Consider the following 15367-nt stretch of genomic DNA (forward strand, 5'->3'; position numbering starts at 1 on the left):
TGCTCAGCTGGGTGTGCGGCGCCCTCGGACGAGGGCGATGGCGGTTGTGGGGACCAGGGTCAGCGCGGCGATGGCGGTGCCGACCGCGGCGGGCCCGGTGACCCCGAGCGCGGAGTCGAGGGCGAGGCCCGCGATCCAGGAGCCGACGGCGGTGCCGAGGTTGAACGCCGAGACGGTGAGGGCCGAGCCCAGCGTCGCCGCCCGGCCCGCGAAGCGGACGGCCAGCGAGATCAGCACCGGGTTGGCGCCGAGCCCGGTGAGCCCGAGCAGGGCGACCAGCACGCCCGTCGACGGAGGGTGACCGGGGAGCAGGCACAGCGCCAGCAGCAGGACCGTCGTCGCCCCGGCCGCCCCGATCGTCGTCGCGTGCGGGCGGCTGTCACCGAGGCGACCGCCCACGAGGAAGCCCACCAGCGCCCCGGCACCGAATCCGGCGAGCGCCAGCGGCACGAGGCCGGCCTGGAACCCGGCCCGGTCGGTCAGCAGCGGTGCGATGTAGGAGTACGTCGCCAGCACGCCACCGGTCGTGGTCGCGCAGGCCGCCAGCGCCAGCCACAGGCGGCCCGACCGCAGCCCGGACAGCTCGGACCGGACCGACAGCGGCCGGTGGCCGGGCCCGTCGTCGGGGACGTGGCGGGCGATCAGCCCCATCGCCGCCACCGCCAGGACCGCGAGCGCCCAGAACGGTCCCCGCCAGCCCAGCAGCTGCCCGGCGAACGCACCGAGCGGCACCCCGACGACGTTGGCGAGCATGGCGCCCGAGCCCACGACGCCCAGGGCGCGGGAACTGGCCGCGGGACCGGCCGCGCGAGCGGCGACCACGTTCGCCACCGCCCAGAACGCGCCCGTCGCCAGCGCCGTCAGGAACCGCGCCGCCAGCAGCAGCGCGAAGCCGGAGCCGAGCGCGACGACGACGTGCCCGGCGGCGAAGAAGCCGAGCGCCAGCACCAGCGTCAGCCGCCTGGGCAGCCGCAGCGTCAGCATCGCCATCAGCGGCGCGCCGACGATCATCCCGACCGCGAAGACCGTGATCAGCAGCCCGGCCCTGGCCACGCTCACGTGCAGGTCGCCCGAGATCTCCGGCAGCAGGCCCGCCACCACGAACTCGGTCGTGCCCATCAGGAACGTGCCCAGTGCCAGCACGTGGACGACCAGCGGCAGCCGGGCCGCGCGGGCTTCCACCGGGACTGGTGCTTGGAGGAGTCCGCCTCGGGTGCTCATGCTCGTTCTCCGCGGGATCGCCATCGGTTGACGGCCCCACGAAACCGGCTCCACCATGCGCGGAGAAGGTCGCGTTTATCGGGGGTAGAAGCTCAACCCCCCTCCGCTGCCACCGCCGACCTACCCTGGCTGACGTGGACGAACAGCCCGGCAATCGCTCCGACATCCGGGGCTTCCTCGCCAGCAGGCGCGCCAGGATCACCCCGGAGCAGGTCGGGCTGCCCACCAGCGGCCGACGCCGGGTTCCCGGGCTGCGGCGCGAGGAGGTCGCCGTCCTCGCCGGGGTGAGCACCGACTGGTACACCCGCCTGGAGAAGGGTCACATCAGCGGCGTGTCCGAGGACGTCCTCGCCGCAGTCGCGCAGGCGTTGCGGCTGGACGAGGACGAGCGGACCTACCTGTTCGACCTGGCCAGGGCCGCCCGGCCCACCCGCCGCGCGCCCTCCCGGCGCAGAGAGGACCGGCTCCCGCCCCCGGTCCAGTGGCTGCTCGACTCCATGACGATGTCCGCCGGGTTCGTGCGCAACGGCCGCCTGGACGTCGTCGCCACCAACCCGCTGGCCCGGGCCCTGCACGCGCCGATGTTCGACAGCGACACCACCGACGAGCACGGCCGCGCCAACTTCGCCCGCTACCACTTCCTGGACCCGGGCTCGCACCACTTCTTCGTCGACTGGGACGACGGTGCCGCGGCCACCGCCGCGCTCCTGCGCGCCGAGGCCGGGCGCGAGCCCCACGACCGGGCGCTGCGCGAGCTCATCGGCGAGCTTTCCACGCTCAGCCCCGAGTTCCGCACCCTCTGGGCCGCACACGACATCCGCATCCGCCACGACGGCGTCAAGCGGTTGCAGCACCCCGAGGTCGGCCTCCTGGAACTGACCTACCAGGCGCTGAGGCTGCCCGCGCCGAACCGGGCGGTGCACGAGCTGACCGTCTACACGGCCGAGCCGGGCACCACCTCCGAAGACCGGCTCAAGCTCCTGTCCAGCTGGGCGGCCACCCAGTTCCCGGCGGCGGAGCCCACCAACCGGCCGCGCTAGACGCAGCGGTCATTCACCCTCGGTCGCCTGGTCGGTGTGACGCCGGAGTTCACCTTCCGCACGCGGTTCCGGCAGCTGCTCACCGGTCGTCGGCTGCTTGGTGCCGGCCTTGTTCGGCATGTCGGCCTGGTTCAGCGGGCCCTCCGCTGGTTCGGACGAGTGCTCCCGTGGTGTCTGCTTCTGCTGAGTCATGACGCCCGCCTCCGACGCGATGAGACCTCCCGCTCTTCTGTGCTTCCCCGCCTCCGGCGCGGCGAAACGCCCTCGTTCAGCCCGCACGACGACGGCGGCATCTCCACCGGCAGCTGAGCGCGGGCCCAGCCCTTACTACTACGGCGCCGCATGCGGATTGATCGTTTACATTCGGTAGTCAGGATCGGGCTGGACAACGGTGACCGCACAGGGAGGTGCAGCCGCACGATGGTTGCCAAGCAAGCACACCCCGTCCCGACGGCGTCAGGTCGCGCGCGCACCTGGCTCGCGATCGTCCTGGTGCTCGGGATCGGATCCGGCACGGCGGCGGCTGCCCCGGCAGAGGTCCCGCCGGCGAACGTCCCCTCGATCGAGTGGACCCCATGCGGTGAGGGCAAGGACTGCGCGACCGTCGAAGCACCGCTGGATTACGCGGTCCCTGAAGGGCAAACGGTGTCGCTGCACCTGACCCGCAGGCGGGCGACCGATCCCGCGAGGCGGATCGGCGTGCTGTTCGTCAATCCCGGCGGTCCGGGCGGCGGGACGTCGTCCTGGCCGGACAAGGTCGTCGAGCGGGACGTGACGGGTGCGACCGGTGCCCGGTTCGACATCATCGGCATCGACCCGCGCGGTGTCGAGAAAAGCCGGCCCGGCATCCGCTGCCTCTCGGCCGACGGCTACGCGGCGCAGTGGGCGCAGGCCACCGCCACACCCTCCGACGGGCAGTTCCCACGCGCGGTCTCGCAGGCCAAGGACTTCAACTCGGCCTGCGCCGGCAACACCGGCGCGCTCCTGCCGCACCTCGGCACCGCCAACGTCGCCAGGGACATGGACTTCGTGCGCGCGGCGCTCGGCGAGGAGAAGGTCTCCTACCTCGGCCTGTCGTACGGCACCTACATCGGAACCGTCTACGCCAACCTGTTCCCGGACCGGGTGCGGGCGGTGGCGCTCGACGGCGGCTACGACCCGCACCGCTTCACCAGCGACCCCTACCCGAACGACATGGTCCAGTACCAGGCGGTCGAGGAGTCGCTGAACCGGTTCCTCGACTGGTGCGCGTCCGATGTGGACAAGTGCGGGTTCGGCCGGGGCAAGCCTGCCGAGGCGTTCCGCGCGGTGCAGGCGGACCTGGACGCGAACCCGCTGCGGAACCCCGCAGGCGGGCTGATCGCCAACGGCGCGACCATGACCTTCGCCGTGGTCAGCGCCCTGAACTCGGGCGGACCGGGCTGGGTCCAGCTCGGCCGGTCACTGGCCAGGGCGCAGGCCAGGGACGCCGGCAGTGATCTCCTCGCGCCGATCTCCGAGGAGGACACGAACTTCTACGCCGCCAACGTCGCCGTCGAGTGCAACGACCGGATCTTCCCAGGCAGTGTCGACGACGCCGAGGCCGAACTGGCGAAGGAAGCCGAAGCCGGGCCGCTGCTCGGCAACACCGTCGCCTACGGGCCCCCGAACTACGACCACGGCCACGCACTCGCCTGCCTCCAGTGGCCCGCCGAACGCGACAGCCGCTACCCGGGTCCGTACGACGTGCGCACCGAGACGCCGATCCTGGTCGTGGGCACCACGCACGACCCCGACACGCCGTACCAGGACTCGGTGGAACTGGCGAAGACCCTCGGCAACGCGCGGCTGCTGACCTTCGACGGCGACGGGCACACCGGTTACGGCGGCAGCGAATGCGCACGGGCAGCCGAATACCGGTACCTCCTCGAACTCAAGCTGCCCGAAACCGACGTCTGCAAGGACAATCCGCCGCCCGCATGACCACGGGAACCTCTCGCTCTGCCGGACCGCCGGCCCGCACGCCACGGCGGGGTCGCCAAGGGCGCCATGTACTTCCACTTCCCGAGCAAGGAAGCTCTGGCCAAGGCCGTGATCGACGAGCAGACCGCGGTCGCCGCCCCGCCCAGGTCGAACTCCCGGCTGCAGGACGCGATCGACCTCTGTCCGGCAACGGGATGTTCACCGGCACGCAGGACCACCTCGACCACGCCGGTCGTCCGCGCTACGCGACCGGGTGGAGGTCCTCGGGCTGGTAGCCGCCGGTCCCGGGTGGAGAAAACTGTCCCTGGAACCGGCGGAGATCTTGACGCAGGATCGAAGGATGAACCGGACAACGCCGTCGCTGGTCGGCGATGAGGCGGTGCGGTGGTGAGCCCCGAACGGCTGCCGCTGGGCGGCATCACGGTCGTCGCGCTCGAACAGGCCGTGGCCGGGCCGCTCGCCACCCGGCACCTCGCCGACCTCGGCGCCCGCGTCATCAAGGTCGAGCGGCCCGGCGAAGGCGACTTCGCCCGCCACTACGACGCCGCCGTGCACGGCCTGGCCACCCACTTCGTCTGGCTCAACCGGGGCAAGGAGTCGTTGGCCGTCGACCTGAAGTCCGACCGGGGAATCCGGATCGTTCGGGAGTTGATCTCCCGCTCGGACGTGTTCCTGCACAACACCGCGCCCGGCGTGGTCGAACGGATCGGGCTCGACGCCGAAGCGCTGCGCGCGGCGGACCCCCGCCTGGTCGTCGTCAACATCTCCGGCTACGGCACCAGCGGACCGCACAAGGACCGCAAGGCCTACGACATGCTCATCCAGGCGGAGTCGGGGATGGTCGCGGTCACCGGCACGGCGGACACCCCGACCAAGTCCGGTGTCCCCAACGCGGACATCGCCGCCGGCCTCTACGCCGCCACGTCGGTCCTCAGCGCCCTGTTCCGGCGGGAGCGCACCGGCGAGGGCGCGGTCGTGGACGTCTCGATGTTCGACGCCGCGGTCGAGTGGATGGGGCATCCGCTCTACATGCAGCTGTACGGCGGCCGGCAGGTGCCGAGGATGGGGCTGAGCCACGCCGCGATCGCCCCCTACGACGCCTATCCCACGACCGACGGGCAGATCCTGATCGGCGTCCAGAACGACCGCGGCTGGCGCACCCTGGTCGCCGACGTGTTCGGCTCCCCCGAGCTCGCAGGCGATCCCCGGTTCGCCACGAACGTCGAACGGGTCCGGCACCGCGCCGAGTGCGACGCCGCCGTCGCCGAGCACACGTCGCGGTGGAGCACGTCCGAGCTCGACGAACGCCTTGCCGCGGCTGGGATTCCGGCCGCGCAGGTCAACGGAACCGCGGAGCTCGTCGACCACCCGCAGCTGCGGGAGCGAGACCGCTGGCGCAGCGTCGGAACCGAGGCCGGTGACATCCGCGGCGTCCTGCCACCGATGACCTTCCGGGACGTCGAGCTGCCGATGGGTGATGTGCCCGCTCTCGGCGAGCACAACCACCGCATCTTCGAAGAGCTCGGTATGTCCGAGGAGGACTCTCCGCCCCCTAGTGCGAGTACCCCGCGGCGGCCTCGGTGAGGGTCATCCCCTTGGTCTCGGGAGCCAGCCACTGCGACAGCGCGGCGCCGAGGGCCGCGAGTCCGGCGGCGCACAGCATCGTCGGTCCAGGGCCGAAGTTGGTCATCGACCACGGCAGCAGGAACGTGCCCGCGCCCGCGCCCACCCGGCTCACCGCCGTGGCGAAACCCGTTCCGATGCCGCGGATCTCGGTGGGGAACACCTCCGCCGGGTAGATGCCGGTCAGCGTGTTGTACCCCGCGTTGAAGAACGAGAACGCCAGGAAGCAGGTCAGCACGATCGCGGGAGGTGCGCCCGTCCACAGGCCGATGACGGCGAGGAGCGCGGCGCACAGCCACTGGGGCGGGACGGTCAGCACGCGGCGGCCCGCTCGGTCGATCAGCAGGACCGTGGCGGCCACGCCCGCCGTCGCGAGCGCCGACAGGCCCACCCCGCCCGCCAGGCCGTCGCTCATCCCGTAGGAGGCTGGAGACGCTTGAGCGAGCGGTCGAGGAGTACCGGCCCACACCCAGGGCGGGCAGTTCACCGCAGACGCAGACCACCTCGCCGCCGAAACCGTGCCGCAGCGCTTCCGCTCGTTGCCCGCCCGCGCCCGGGAAGTGCTCGAAAAAGCCGTGCAGGGCGGGTCGGTGGGCGACACGCAGCACCTGAGCGCGCGCTACGCACTCCGCTACTTCGCGAGTTATCCGGCCCACGAAACGGAAACCGTGCCCTCGTGCTCGACGGCATGCAGGCGCTCACGACCGGCATGGCCGCCCGCCTGGCGCCGGGGACGCTCGAACTCTCCGTCCGGGCCACGAAGGTGACCTCCGACGCGGACGGCTACGCGGTCACCGCGACTGGGCGTTCGTCACCACTGCCGGAACCCGGTTCGACGCCGTCATCAACCCGGCGCCTGGCCGGACCATGTCGTCCGACGAGCCGGACGTCGTGCACTTCGTCTGCTACGGCAACTCGGCCGGGTACCGGCCGGACCTGCCCGGCGACCGGGAGCAGGAAACGGAGTGGCTGGAGGACTTCCTCACCGTTGCCCCGGGTCTTCGCGGCCGGGTGCTCGGAACGCACGTGCAGACCTGGGAACACTGCTTCGCCCTGCTGAGCCCGGAACGCGCCGCCGCGGTCGAGGACCTGCGGCGCCCGGTCGGCGGCGTGCATTTCGCCGGTGACTGGACGTCGCCCACCGCCGGGACGCACGGCGCTCTCGACGAGGCCAAGCGAGTCGCCGACGCGGTGCTCACCGGGGCGGGAATTCCGCCCAGGGCAAGGGAAACCTGCTAGGGACTCGTGGGGAGCTGGCTTGCGGGCGACGCCGGAAGTGCTCCTCCGCGGCCGGGACGGTCACCAGATCCAGCACGCGTTGCGCCGCGACGGATCCCCGCGTTGAACGTCATGGTGGCGCGTGGTCCAGTTGTTCGAGGATGCGACTGGAAATCCGCGCGAGCGTTGCGAGGTCGTCCGGGCCCAGGACGTCGATGACCAGACGCCGGACCGTGGCCACATGCCGGGGTGCGGCCGCTTCGATGGCTTCGCGGCCGGCGGGCGTGATGGCGACGAAGGCCCCGCGTCCGTCCTCCGCGCACTCCTCCCGGGCCACCAGGTCCCGTCTGGTCATCCTGGCGATCTGGTGCGACAGGCGGCTTTGTTCCCACTCCACCGTCCTGGCCAGCTCCTGGAACCGCTGCCGACCGCCCGGCGCGTCGGTGAGCGCGACGAGGATCTCGTAGTCGGCACCGGACAGCTTGGAGTGCACCTGCAGGTCACGGGCCAGCTCGGCGTTGAGCTTCTGGTGCAGGCGGATGAAAACACGCCAGGCCTGCTGCTCTTCCGGGCTGAGCCACTGCGTCTGGTCGTTCACGCGGGATCAACCTACCAGGAACTTGACATGTCATGCATATCGGCTAGTTTACATGACACATCATATGATGCGTCATGTACCTCCCTGGTGGAGGTTGGTGACGCACCGTGCGGAAGCGGGGGCGCGGGCGCCCTGATCCACGAGGAGGAACGAGGTCATGGCCGAGAGGAAAGTGATCGCAGTCGTCGGGGCGACCGGTGCCCAGGGTGGCGGTCTGGCCAGAGCGATCCTGGCTGATGCCGACACCGAGTTCGCGGTACGCGCGCTGACCCGCAACCCGGACTCGGACGCGGCGCGGCGGCTCGCCGCCCAGGGCGCCGAGGTGGTCGAGGCCGACGTCAGCGACGAAGTGAGCATGGCGAAGGCGTTCGACGGCGCGTACGGGGCGTTCCTGGTGACCAACTTCTGGGAGCACGCGTCGCCCGAACAGGAGAAGCACGACGCCACGACCATGGCGCACGCCGCCAAAACCGCCGGCCTGACCCACGTGATCTGGTCAACGCTCGAGGACACCCGCGAGCACATCCCGCTCACCGACGAACGCATGCCGACGCTGATGGACAACTACAAGGTGCCGCACTTCGACGCCAAGGCCGAGGCCGACCGGTTCTTCCTCGATGCCGAGGTGCCGACCACCTTCCTGCGGACCACGTTCTACTGGGAGAACCTCCTGGGTCCGATGGCCCCGCAGCGGACAGCGGACGGCCGGCTCGTGCTGGCCCTCGCCATGGGCGACAGCGAACTCGCCGGCATCGCGGTCGAAGACATTGGCAGGACCGCCCACGGCATCTTCACCCACGGCCCTGACCTCGTGGGCCGGACCATCAGCATCGCCGGCGAGCACCTGACCGGCACGCAGATCGCCGAGCACCTCAGCGCGGCCCTCGAAGAAGAGGTGGTCTACGCGCCGGTGCCCTTCGATGCGCTACGGGCGCAACCGTTCCCCGGCGCGGTCGAGATCGGCAACATGTTCCAGTTCTACGCGGAAGTGCCGCAGTTCAACGCCGCACGCGATCTCAACGTCGCACGCGACTTGAACCCAAGGCTGCAGACCTTCCAGCAGTGGCTGACCGAGCACAAGGACGCGTTCACCAGCGCCTGATCCCGGCCCGGCGAACCCCATTTCCCTTACCTCACCTGTGGAACCGCAATCATGAACATCGTCCTCTGGATTCTCGCCGGCCTGCTCGCCGCGGTCTTCCTGGCAGCCGGCGGCATGAAACTGGCCCAGCCGAAGGAGAAACTCGCCGCCTCGCCGAACATGGCCTGGGCCGAAGACTTCTCACCCGCCATGCTCAAGGTGATCGGCGCCGTGGAGGTGCTGACCGCGGTCGGGTTGATCCTGCCCGCCGCGCTGGACATCGTCCCTGCGCTCGTGCCACTGGCCGCCGCGGGCCTGGTGCTGCTGATGGTCGGTGCGGCGATCACCCACGCCAGGCGCGATGAGTCCCGCTCGATCGCGACGAACCTCGTGCTGGCCGTGCTGGCTGCCGTGGTCGCCTGGGGCCGCTTCGGCCCGTACCCGTTCACCTGATCACCACGAAGATCGCTCGCACGAACGAACCAGCCCAAAGGAGAAGTGCCTTGAACACCACGAAGAAAACAGGGCTCGACGCGCTGCTGACCCCGGAGGACACCGTCCTCCTGCTGATCGACCACCAGCCGTTCCAGTTCGCCAACCTCCACAGCCACGAGCCGACCATGGTCATCAACAACGTCATCGGGCTCGCCAAGACCGCCAAGGTGTTCGGCGTGCCCACCATCCTGACCACGGTCGTGGAGGAGCGCGGCGGCTACCTCCTCCAGGGCTTGCAGGACGTCTTCCCCGACCAGAAACCGATCAACAGAACCTTCATCAACACCTGGGAGGACACCCGCGTCGTCGACGCCGTCAAGGCGACCGGACGGAAGAAACTCGTCATCGCCGGCCTGTGGACGGAGATCTGCGTGGCCATGCCGGCAATCCAGGCCCTCGAAGACGGCTACGCCGTCTACGCCGTCACCGATGCCTCCGGAGGCACGTCACGCGAAGCGCACGACGTGGCCGTGCAGCGCATGACCCAGGCGGGCGTGGTACCGATCACCTGGAGTGTCATGGGGGCCGAGTTCCAGCGTGACTGGGCCCGCGAATCCACCGTCTCGGGGCTCGGCGAGGTCGTGGCACAGCACGGCGGCGGCTCCGGGGTCGCGTTCGCCTGGGAAACGCAACTGCTCAGCACCCCAGCCACGACTGGTCCGTAACGACGCCGGTCTACGCAGCCGGCTGAACGACCCTCGGGGTGTCGCGCGTCGCCCCGCCGAGTTGACCACTCCGCCTGGTCAGCTCGGCGGGGTTCCGCGTCGCCCGGGTGGCCGCCGTTCTGCCCTGCGCCTCACGCTGCAACAGCGGCGGGCGCCCCTTCCTTGTCGGCGGTTACTTCTTGGCCTTCAGATCGACCGCGATGGGGTTGTCCTTCCCGGTGACCAGACCGTTGATGATCTCGGTGTCGAATCCGCAGTCGGCGAACTTCGGGATCTGGTACTGACCGGTCAGCCTGCCGCCCTCGGTTGGGCTGAAGCTGCCCTCGGACTTGAGCTCGATCCGCACCGGCTCGGTCGTCCTGCAGTTCTGCATCGGAATACCGGCCCCGAAATGGCCGACCTCGGTGATCTGGATGGCGAAGTCACCGGCGACGGTCACGGAACCGGCCTGGAAAGTGCCCGCGAGATCCGATTCCTGGGTGATCCTGACCTTCGCGTGCGTGGGCAGTCCGAACAGGGCGAAGTCGGTGCGCGACTCCGGCAGCGTGATCTTGGCCCCGAGCTTGCCCGTCTGCAGGTCCACCTCGACATCGCTCTGGCCCGGCCCGAGCGGGAGTTTCGCCTCCAGCCCCGAGATGTGCGTCTCGCCCGCGGTGTCGTAGGAGATCTTGGTCGGGGCGGCGTGACCCGGGCTCGCCGTGATGATCAGAGCACCGACTGCCGTGGCGAGCCCCAGGGCCGCCCTCGTCGTCCGATTGGTGCGTGCATGCATGAAAACACTCCCATCGACTCTGAAAACTGATCGGTACCCGAGAAACGCTAGTGTTTCCAGAAGAATGCGACAAGCAAGCGCGAGCCCCGGCGACAAAAATCCTCAGGAATGCTCGAACCGCGCCGATACAGGTGCATAAAAAGGTGACAAATTCCGGGAGTGCTAGGGTGAGCCGGTGAGTGCCAGGCATTCTGCCGACCGGCGCCTGCCCAGTGGCCGGCACGGGTTGAGCCGGGAGGACGTCGTCTCCTCACAGCGCGAACGCATCGTCGACGCCCTCTTCGACGCCGTCACGGAGAAGGGCTACCCCGCGACCACCATCGGCGACGTGGTCGAACGCGCCGGGATCTCCCGCCGCACCTTCTACGAGCACTACCCCAGCAAGGAAGCGTGCTTCCTCGCCGCCTTCGACGGCGCCGTCACGCACGTGGGCGCCCAGATGAACCAGGTGCTCGGCACCGTCCCCAAGCACGACTGGCGCGAACGCACCCGCCAGTCCTGGCGCGCGTTCCTCACCGCCCTGGCCGCCAACCCCGCGGTCACCTGGTCGCTCTACATCGAAACCTTCTCCGCCGGTCCCGCCCTCGTCGAACGCACAAGCGCCCTCAACGCCGGCTTCGCCGACACCTTCCACAGGCTCCACCAGCACGCCCGCCGCCACGACCCGACCGTTCCCGACCTTCCACGGCAGGTCTTCGACCTCTACATCGGAGGCACCGCCGAACGCATCCGCGACTGCCTCCACACCCGCGGCGCCCACGCCCTGCCCGAACTCGAAGACCTCTTCGTCGACACCATCGCCGCACTCTTCGGCAAACCCCACGACGGGTGGGGCACCCACGCCGTCCGGCCCGCCGCAACGCACGACAACTGAGTACTTCCTCGCGGGCGCTCGCAGGGAGGGGACCTTCGGCGAACTGACGGTCGGACTCATTCAGTCATGTGGCGCAGGTAGAGGCTGGGATCGGCCAGGTAGCGGAACAGCGTCTTGGGACGGTCGTTGGCGTACTTGCGGCCAGCTCGCCCGCCGTGGGCGTCGAGCTTGAAGCCCTCGGCGATCGCCTCGACCAAGGTTGTCCCGGCGGGTGTCGGTCGTCGATCACCGTGCGCGCGATCCGGTAGACGCCACCCGGAACGTCAGGAACGAACCTCGGTCAGGCTGTGCACCAAAGACGGCAAAGTGCGCATGATGCTGTCGCGCACGGCGCTCTCGGCGTCGTCCTCGCCGGCCAGGATCGCCTCCTGCATCACGGACTCGAAGTGGTCGACCAGCAGCCGGGTCAGGTGGCCCGAGTCGATCACGAACCGCAGACCCACCGAGGCGAGCGCGGCGTCGACCATCGCGGCCAGTTCCCGTTGGAAGGTCCGCATGTTCTCCAGGAACCTCGGCGCCACCTGCGGGTCGCGCATCGCCAGCAGCTTGAACTCGCTCTCGAGCAGGCACCACTGCCGGTTTTCCGGCTGGAGCGCGAGGATGTCGGCGATCACGCCCTCGGTCAGCTCCCGGCCGGGCTTGCCGCTCGTTCGCCCCAGCGGCGCGACCACCTCGTCGAACCGGTCGCGGAGCAGTTCCAGCCGCAGCCGGTTCTCCCGCTCGGCCAGCGCCAGGAACAGCTCCTCCTTGCTGGCGAAGTTCGAGTAGAACGCACCGCGGGTGAACCCGGCGTCGTCGGTGATCGCCTCGATGGAGGTGCCGTGGATGCCGTGCTCGCAGAACTGCCGGTAGGCGGCGTCGAGCAACCTCTCCCGCGTCCTGGCCCGGCGCGCGGTCTCGCGCGCGCCGCCGGCGGGCGGCTTCCCGGCCCTGCTCGTGTTCAACGGATCCAGTCCCTCCTCACCGCACCGACCGCGCGTACCGGGCATGTTAGCGGATACGCTCATGTATCGGATACATTGATGTATCGAACCACCCGTTCCAGTGACATCGACCGGTCCGGTGGCGTCCGGAAACAGGAGTCTGGCGTGTCCTCGTTCCTCTACTCACTCGGCCGAAGGGCCTTCGCAGCCCGCAAGACCGTGCTGCTGATCTGGCTGCTGGTGCTGGCGGTGGCCGGCGGCGCGGCAGGTCTGCTCGGCAAGGGAATGGACAACTCGGTGACCATCCCCGGCACCGAGGCCCAGCAGGCGCTGGACCGGCTGGCGGTGACGTTCCCGCAGACCAGCGGCGCCTCGGCGCAGATCATCGCGGTTTCCCCGCAGGGCGTGGCGGAACCCGCCGTGCGCGCGGAGGTCGACCGCGCCGTCGAGGAGCTCAAGGGCATCCGCGGCGCCTCGGTCATCTCCCCCTACGAGAAGGACCTCGGCGGAAGCACCAGCGCCGACGGCCGGGCCGGGCTGATCATGATCCAGCTCGAGGGCGAGGTCTCCACGATCGACCAGCCCACCAAGGACCGCATCGCCCGGATCGCGAGCGATCTGCGGGAGCGCCTGCCCGCGGGCTCGCAGGCCTCCCACGGCGGCCCGCTGTTCGCGCAGAACTTCCCGGGCCTGAGCATCATCGAGGCGCTGGGCCTGGTGGTCGCGATCGTGGTGCTGATGATCACCCTGGGCTCGTTCCTGGCGGCGGGCATGCCGCTGGTCAACGCGCTGGTCGGGGTCGGCATCTCGATGACGCTGATCTTCGTCGCGACCGCGCTGGGGCCGATCACCGCGACCACCCCGCTGCTGTCGCTGATGCTCGGCCTGGCCGTGGGCATCGACTACGCGCTGTTCATCCTCTCCCGCCACCAGCAGGAACTCGCCGGGGGCTCGACCCCGCAGGAGGCCGCCGCGCGGGCCAACGCCACCGCGGGCTCGGCGGTGATCTTCGCCGGGCTGACCGTGGTGATCGCGCTGTTCGGGCTCGGCGTCGCCGGAATCCCGTTCCTGACCACCATGGGCGTCGCGGCAGCGGTCGGTGTCGCCATCGCGGTGCTCGTGTCGGTGACGCTGATGCCCGCGCTGCTGGGCTTCGCGGGCGACCGCCTGCGCCCGCGGGCCCGCAGGAAGCGGGCCAGGACCGGCGGTGGCGACCGGTTCTTCGCGGGCTGGGTGCGCGCCGCCACCCGCTTCCCGCTGGTGACCGTGCTCGTCGTGATCGGTGCGCTGGGCATCGCCACGCTGCCCGCCGCCGGACTGCGGCTCGCGCTGCCCGACGCCGGGGCGCTGCCGCAGCAGGACCCCGCCCGCGTCACCTACGACCTGGTCTCCGAGCACTTCCCGAAGGGCTTCAACGGCCCGCTGATCGTCACCGGCAACATCGTCACCAGCACCGACCCGCTGGGGCTGATGGCCGACCTCAAGACCGAGATCGAGCGCCTGCCCGGCGTCGCCGACGTCCCGCTGGCCACCCCGAACCCGACCGCCGACACCGGCATCGTGCAGGTGATCCCGGAAGGTTCCCCGGACTCCGAGCAGACCAAGCAGCTCGTCGACGAGATCCGCTCGCTGCGCGGCCACTTCCAGCAGACCTACGGCATCGACATCGCGGTCACCGGCTTCACCGCCGTGGGCATCGACGTCTCGGCCAAGCTCGGCCAGGCGCTGGTGCCCTTCGGCGTGGTCGTGGTCGGGCTGTCGCTGATCCTGCTGACGATGGTGTTCCGCTCCATCGCCGTGCCGATCAAGGCCACGCTCGGCTACCTGCTCAGCATCGGGGCCTCGATGGGCATCGTGACCCTGGTGTTCCAGGACGGCTGGCTGGCCGACGCGCTCAACGTCACCCGCACCGGCCCGGTGATCAGCTTCATGCCGATCGTGCTGATGGGCGTGCTGTTCGGGCTCGCGATGGACTACGAGGTCTTCCTGGTCACGCGGATGCGCGAGGAGTTCGTGCACACCCGCGACGCCCGCGCGGCGATCCACACCGGCTTCGTGTCCTCGGCCAAGGTCGTCACCGCCGCCGCGGTGATCATGTTCGCGGTGTTCGTCGCGTTCGTGCCCGAGGGCGACGCGAACCTCAAGCCGATCGCGCTCGGCCTGGCCGTCGGCGTGTTCGTCGACGCCTTCGTGGTGCGCATGACGCTGGTCCCGGCGGTGCTCGCGCTGCTCGGCGACAAGGCGTGGTGGATGCCGCGCAGGCTGGACCGCGCGCTGCCGTCGTTCGACGTCGAGGGCGAGAACCTGCGCGAGGAGCTGGCGCTGGCGGACTGGCCGCGCCCCGGCTCCGACGACGCCATCGCCTGCCAGGGACTGCGGCTGACCGAGCCGTCCACCGGCGAGCCGGTCTACCGCGACGTCGGTTTCGCGGTCGCGCGCGGCGGGGTCCATGTGGTGCGGGGTGCCGACGAACCGGCGATCAGCGCGCTGCTGCTGACGTTGTCCGGCCGGTTGAAGCCGGACGCGGGCAGGCTGAAGGTCCTCGGCCACGTGCTGCCCGCACGCGCCTCCGCGGTGCGCTCGCGCGTGGCCTATGTGGACACCGGTGAGGGCGGTGCGGAGGCGGTGCGCCGCGCGCTGGCCGAGAAACCTGCCGTGCTGGTGCTCGATCGCACCGACCGGATCTCCGACCCGGCCGCCCGCCGGGAGATCCGCGCCCTGCTGACCGGCCCCCGGCCGACGGTCGTCGCGGGCACCACCGGCCTGGCCGAGGTGCACGACGTCCTCCCGGCGACCGGTTCGCCCACCCTTTCCGAACTGCACGGCAGCACGGCCGCCGTGCCCGGTGTCGTCTCCGGCTCGATCCGCTAGAAAGCCGAGGTAATCACTGTGAGC

17 protein-coding genes are annotated in these 15367 nt (G+C 70.3%); 10 read left to right on the forward strand and 7 right to left on the reverse strand.

The features are described 5' to 3' along the window. Positions 1-3 precede the first annotated feature (3 nt). Complete coding sequence (locus ABD691_RS11130) at positions 4-1221, reverse strand: MFS transporter (protein WP_344679494.1); 1218 nt, start codon at positions 1219-1221, stop codon at positions 4-6. Positions 1222-1355: 134 nt separating this feature from the next. Between ABD691_RS11130 and ABD691_RS11135 the strand changes: the two genes are divergently transcribed. Next, positions 1356-2261 (forward strand): helix-turn-helix transcriptional regulator, encoded by a 906-nt coding sequence (locus ABD691_RS11135; RefSeq protein ID WP_344679495.1) that lies wholly within the window; start codon positions 1356-1358, stop codon positions 2259-2261. A 9-nt stretch (positions 2262-2270) separates the two neighbouring features. Here the strand turns inward: ABD691_RS11135 and ABD691_RS11140 are convergent, their stop codons facing one another. Further along, positions 2271-2453 carry a hypothetical protein gene (locus tag ABD691_RS11140; RefSeq protein ID WP_344679496.1) on the reverse strand — a complete coding sequence of 61 codons (183 nt, stop codon included), beginning with the start codon at positions 2451-2453 and terminating at the stop codon, positions 2271-2273. Between the two features lie 228 nt (positions 2454-2681). On the opposite strand from ABD691_RS11140, the gene ABD691_RS11145 reads away from it, so the two are divergent. From ABD691_RS11145 to ABD691_RS11150, 3 genes are read left to right on the forward strand one after another with little or no spacing between them, the layout of a single operon-like run. Continuing rightward, entirely contained in the window at positions 2682-4223 is a 1542-nt protein-coding gene (locus ABD691_RS11145; RefSeq protein ID WP_344679497.1) for an alpha/beta hydrolase, read from the forward strand. A gap of 18 nt (positions 4224-4241) precedes the next feature. Beyond that, on the forward strand, positions 4242-4598 hold the full coding sequence (locus ABD691_RS33705; RefSeq protein WP_425565054.1) for a TetR family transcriptional regulator: 357 nt from the start codon (positions 4242-4244) through the stop codon (positions 4596-4598). Positions 4599-4610: 12 nt separating this feature from the next. After that, on the forward strand, positions 4611-5807 hold the full coding sequence (locus tag ABD691_RS11150) for a CaiB/BaiF CoA transferase family protein (protein WP_344679498.1): 1197 nt from the start codon (positions 4611-4613) through the stop codon (positions 5805-5807). On the opposite strand, the gene ABD691_RS11155 is transcribed toward ABD691_RS11150, so the two are convergent. Further along, positions 5776-6261, reverse strand: a complete 486-nt coding sequence (locus ABD691_RS11155) for an MFS transporter (protein ID WP_344679499.1) — start codon at positions 6259-6261, stop codon at positions 5776-5778. The two genes, ABD691_RS11150 and ABD691_RS11155, sit on opposite strands and share 32 nt — an antisense overlap. A 452-nt stretch (positions 6262-6713) precedes the next feature. On the opposite strand from ABD691_RS11155, the gene ABD691_RS11160 reads away from it, so the two are divergent. Continuing rightward, a complete protein-coding gene (locus ABD691_RS11160) occupies positions 6714-7085 on the forward strand; it encodes an FAD-dependent oxidoreductase (RefSeq protein WP_344679500.1) in 372 nt (123 codons plus the stop codon). A 109-nt stretch (positions 7086-7194) separates the two neighbouring features. Here ABD691_RS11160 and ABD691_RS11165 read toward each other — a convergent pair whose 3' ends face one another. Further along, a complete protein-coding gene (locus tag ABD691_RS11165; protein WP_344679501.1) occupies positions 7195-7662 on the reverse strand; it encodes a MarR family winged helix-turn-helix transcriptional regulator in 468 nt (155 codons plus the stop codon). Between the two features lie 157 nt (positions 7663-7819). Here ABD691_RS11165 and ABD691_RS11170 point away from each other — a divergent pair, with 157 nt between their 5' ends. From ABD691_RS11170 to ABD691_RS11180, 3 genes are read left to right on the forward strand one after another with little or no spacing between them, the layout of a single operon-like run. Continuing rightward, positions 7820-8764, forward strand: coding sequence for an NmrA/HSCARG family protein (locus ABD691_RS11170; protein WP_344679502.1), 945 nt, complete (start codon positions 7820-7822; stop codon positions 8762-8764). Between the two features lie 51 nt (positions 8765-8815). Further along, positions 8816-9196, forward strand: a complete 381-nt coding sequence (locus tag ABD691_RS11175) for a DoxX family protein (protein WP_344679503.1) — start codon at positions 8816-8818, stop codon at positions 9194-9196. Between the two features lie 50 nt (positions 9197-9246). Continuing rightward, positions 9247-9903, forward strand: coding sequence for a hydrolase (locus tag ABD691_RS11180; RefSeq protein WP_344679504.1), 657 nt, complete (start codon positions 9247-9249; stop codon positions 9901-9903). Between the two features lie 172 nt (positions 9904-10075). Here the strand turns inward: ABD691_RS11180 and ABD691_RS11185 are convergent, their stop codons facing one another. Then, positions 10076-10675 (reverse strand): hypothetical protein, encoded by a 600-nt coding sequence (locus tag ABD691_RS11185; RefSeq protein ID WP_344679505.1) that lies wholly within the window; start codon positions 10673-10675, stop codon positions 10076-10078. Between the two features lie 175 nt (positions 10676-10850). On the opposite strand from ABD691_RS11185, the gene ABD691_RS11190 reads away from it, so the two are divergent. Beyond that, positions 10851-11549: a TetR/AcrR family transcriptional regulator gene (locus ABD691_RS11190; protein ID WP_344679506.1), complete on the forward strand. Its 699-nt coding sequence runs from the start codon at positions 10851-10853 to the stop codon at positions 11547-11549. Between the two features lie 56 nt (positions 11550-11605). On the opposite strand, the gene ABD691_RS11195 is transcribed toward ABD691_RS11190, so the two are convergent. Further along, positions 11606-11746 (reverse strand): hypothetical protein, encoded by a 141-nt coding sequence (locus tag ABD691_RS11195; RefSeq protein WP_344679507.1) that lies wholly within the window; start codon positions 11744-11746, stop codon positions 11606-11608. 66 nt (positions 11747-11812) lie between these two features. Beyond that, complete coding sequence (locus ABD691_RS11200; protein ID WP_344679508.1) at positions 11813-12493, reverse strand: TetR/AcrR family transcriptional regulator; 681 nt, start codon at positions 12491-12493, stop codon at positions 11813-11815. 144 nt (positions 12494-12637) lie between these two features. Here ABD691_RS11200 and ABD691_RS11205 point away from each other — a divergent pair, with 144 nt between their 5' ends. After that, entirely contained in the window at positions 12638-15343 is a 2706-nt protein-coding gene (locus tag ABD691_RS11205) for an MMPL family transporter (protein WP_344679509.1), read from the forward strand. Positions 15344-15367: the final 24 nt, after the last annotated feature.

It is taken from the genome of Saccharopolyspora taberi (assembly GCF_039534165.1).
In the GTDB taxonomy this organism is placed as follows: domain Bacteria; phylum Actinomycetota; class Actinomycetes; order Mycobacteriales; family Pseudonocardiaceae; genus Saccharopolyspora_D; species Saccharopolyspora_D taberi.

Bases quoted from the DNA above. Each gene is read 5' to 3' on its own strand.
- ABD691_RS11140 (WP_344679496.1), bottom strand. From the start codon at position 2,453: ATGACTCAGCAGAAGCAGACACCACGGGAGCACTCGTCCGAACCAGCG.
- ABD691_RS11155 (WP_344679499.1), bottom strand. From the start codon at position 6,261: ATGAGCGACGGCCTGGCGGGCGGGGTGGGCCTGTCGGCGCTCGCGACG.
- ABD691_RS11145 (WP_344679497.1), top strand. From the start codon at position 2,682: ATGGTTGCCAAGCAAGCACACCCCGTCCCGACGGCGTCAGGTCGCGCG.
- ABD691_RS11170 (WP_344679502.1), top strand. From the start codon at position 7,820: ATGGCCGAGAGGAAAGTGATCGCAGTCGTCGGGGCGACCGGTGCCCAG.
- ABD691_RS11185 (WP_344679505.1), bottom strand. From the start codon at position 10,675: ATGCATGCACGCACCAATCGGACGACGAGGGCGGCCCTGGGGCTCGCC.
- ABD691_RS11130 (WP_344679494.1), bottom strand. From the start codon at position 1,221: ATGAGCACCCGAGGCGGACTCCTCCAAGCACCAGTCCCGGTGGAAGCC.
- ABD691_RS11175 (WP_344679503.1), top strand. From the start codon at position 8,816: ATGAACATCGTCCTCTGGATTCTCGCCGGCCTGCTCGCCGCGGTCTTC.
- ABD691_RS11160 (WP_344679500.1), top strand. From the start codon at position 6,714: ATGTCGTCCGACGAGCCGGACGTCGTGCACTTCGTCTGCTACGGCAAC.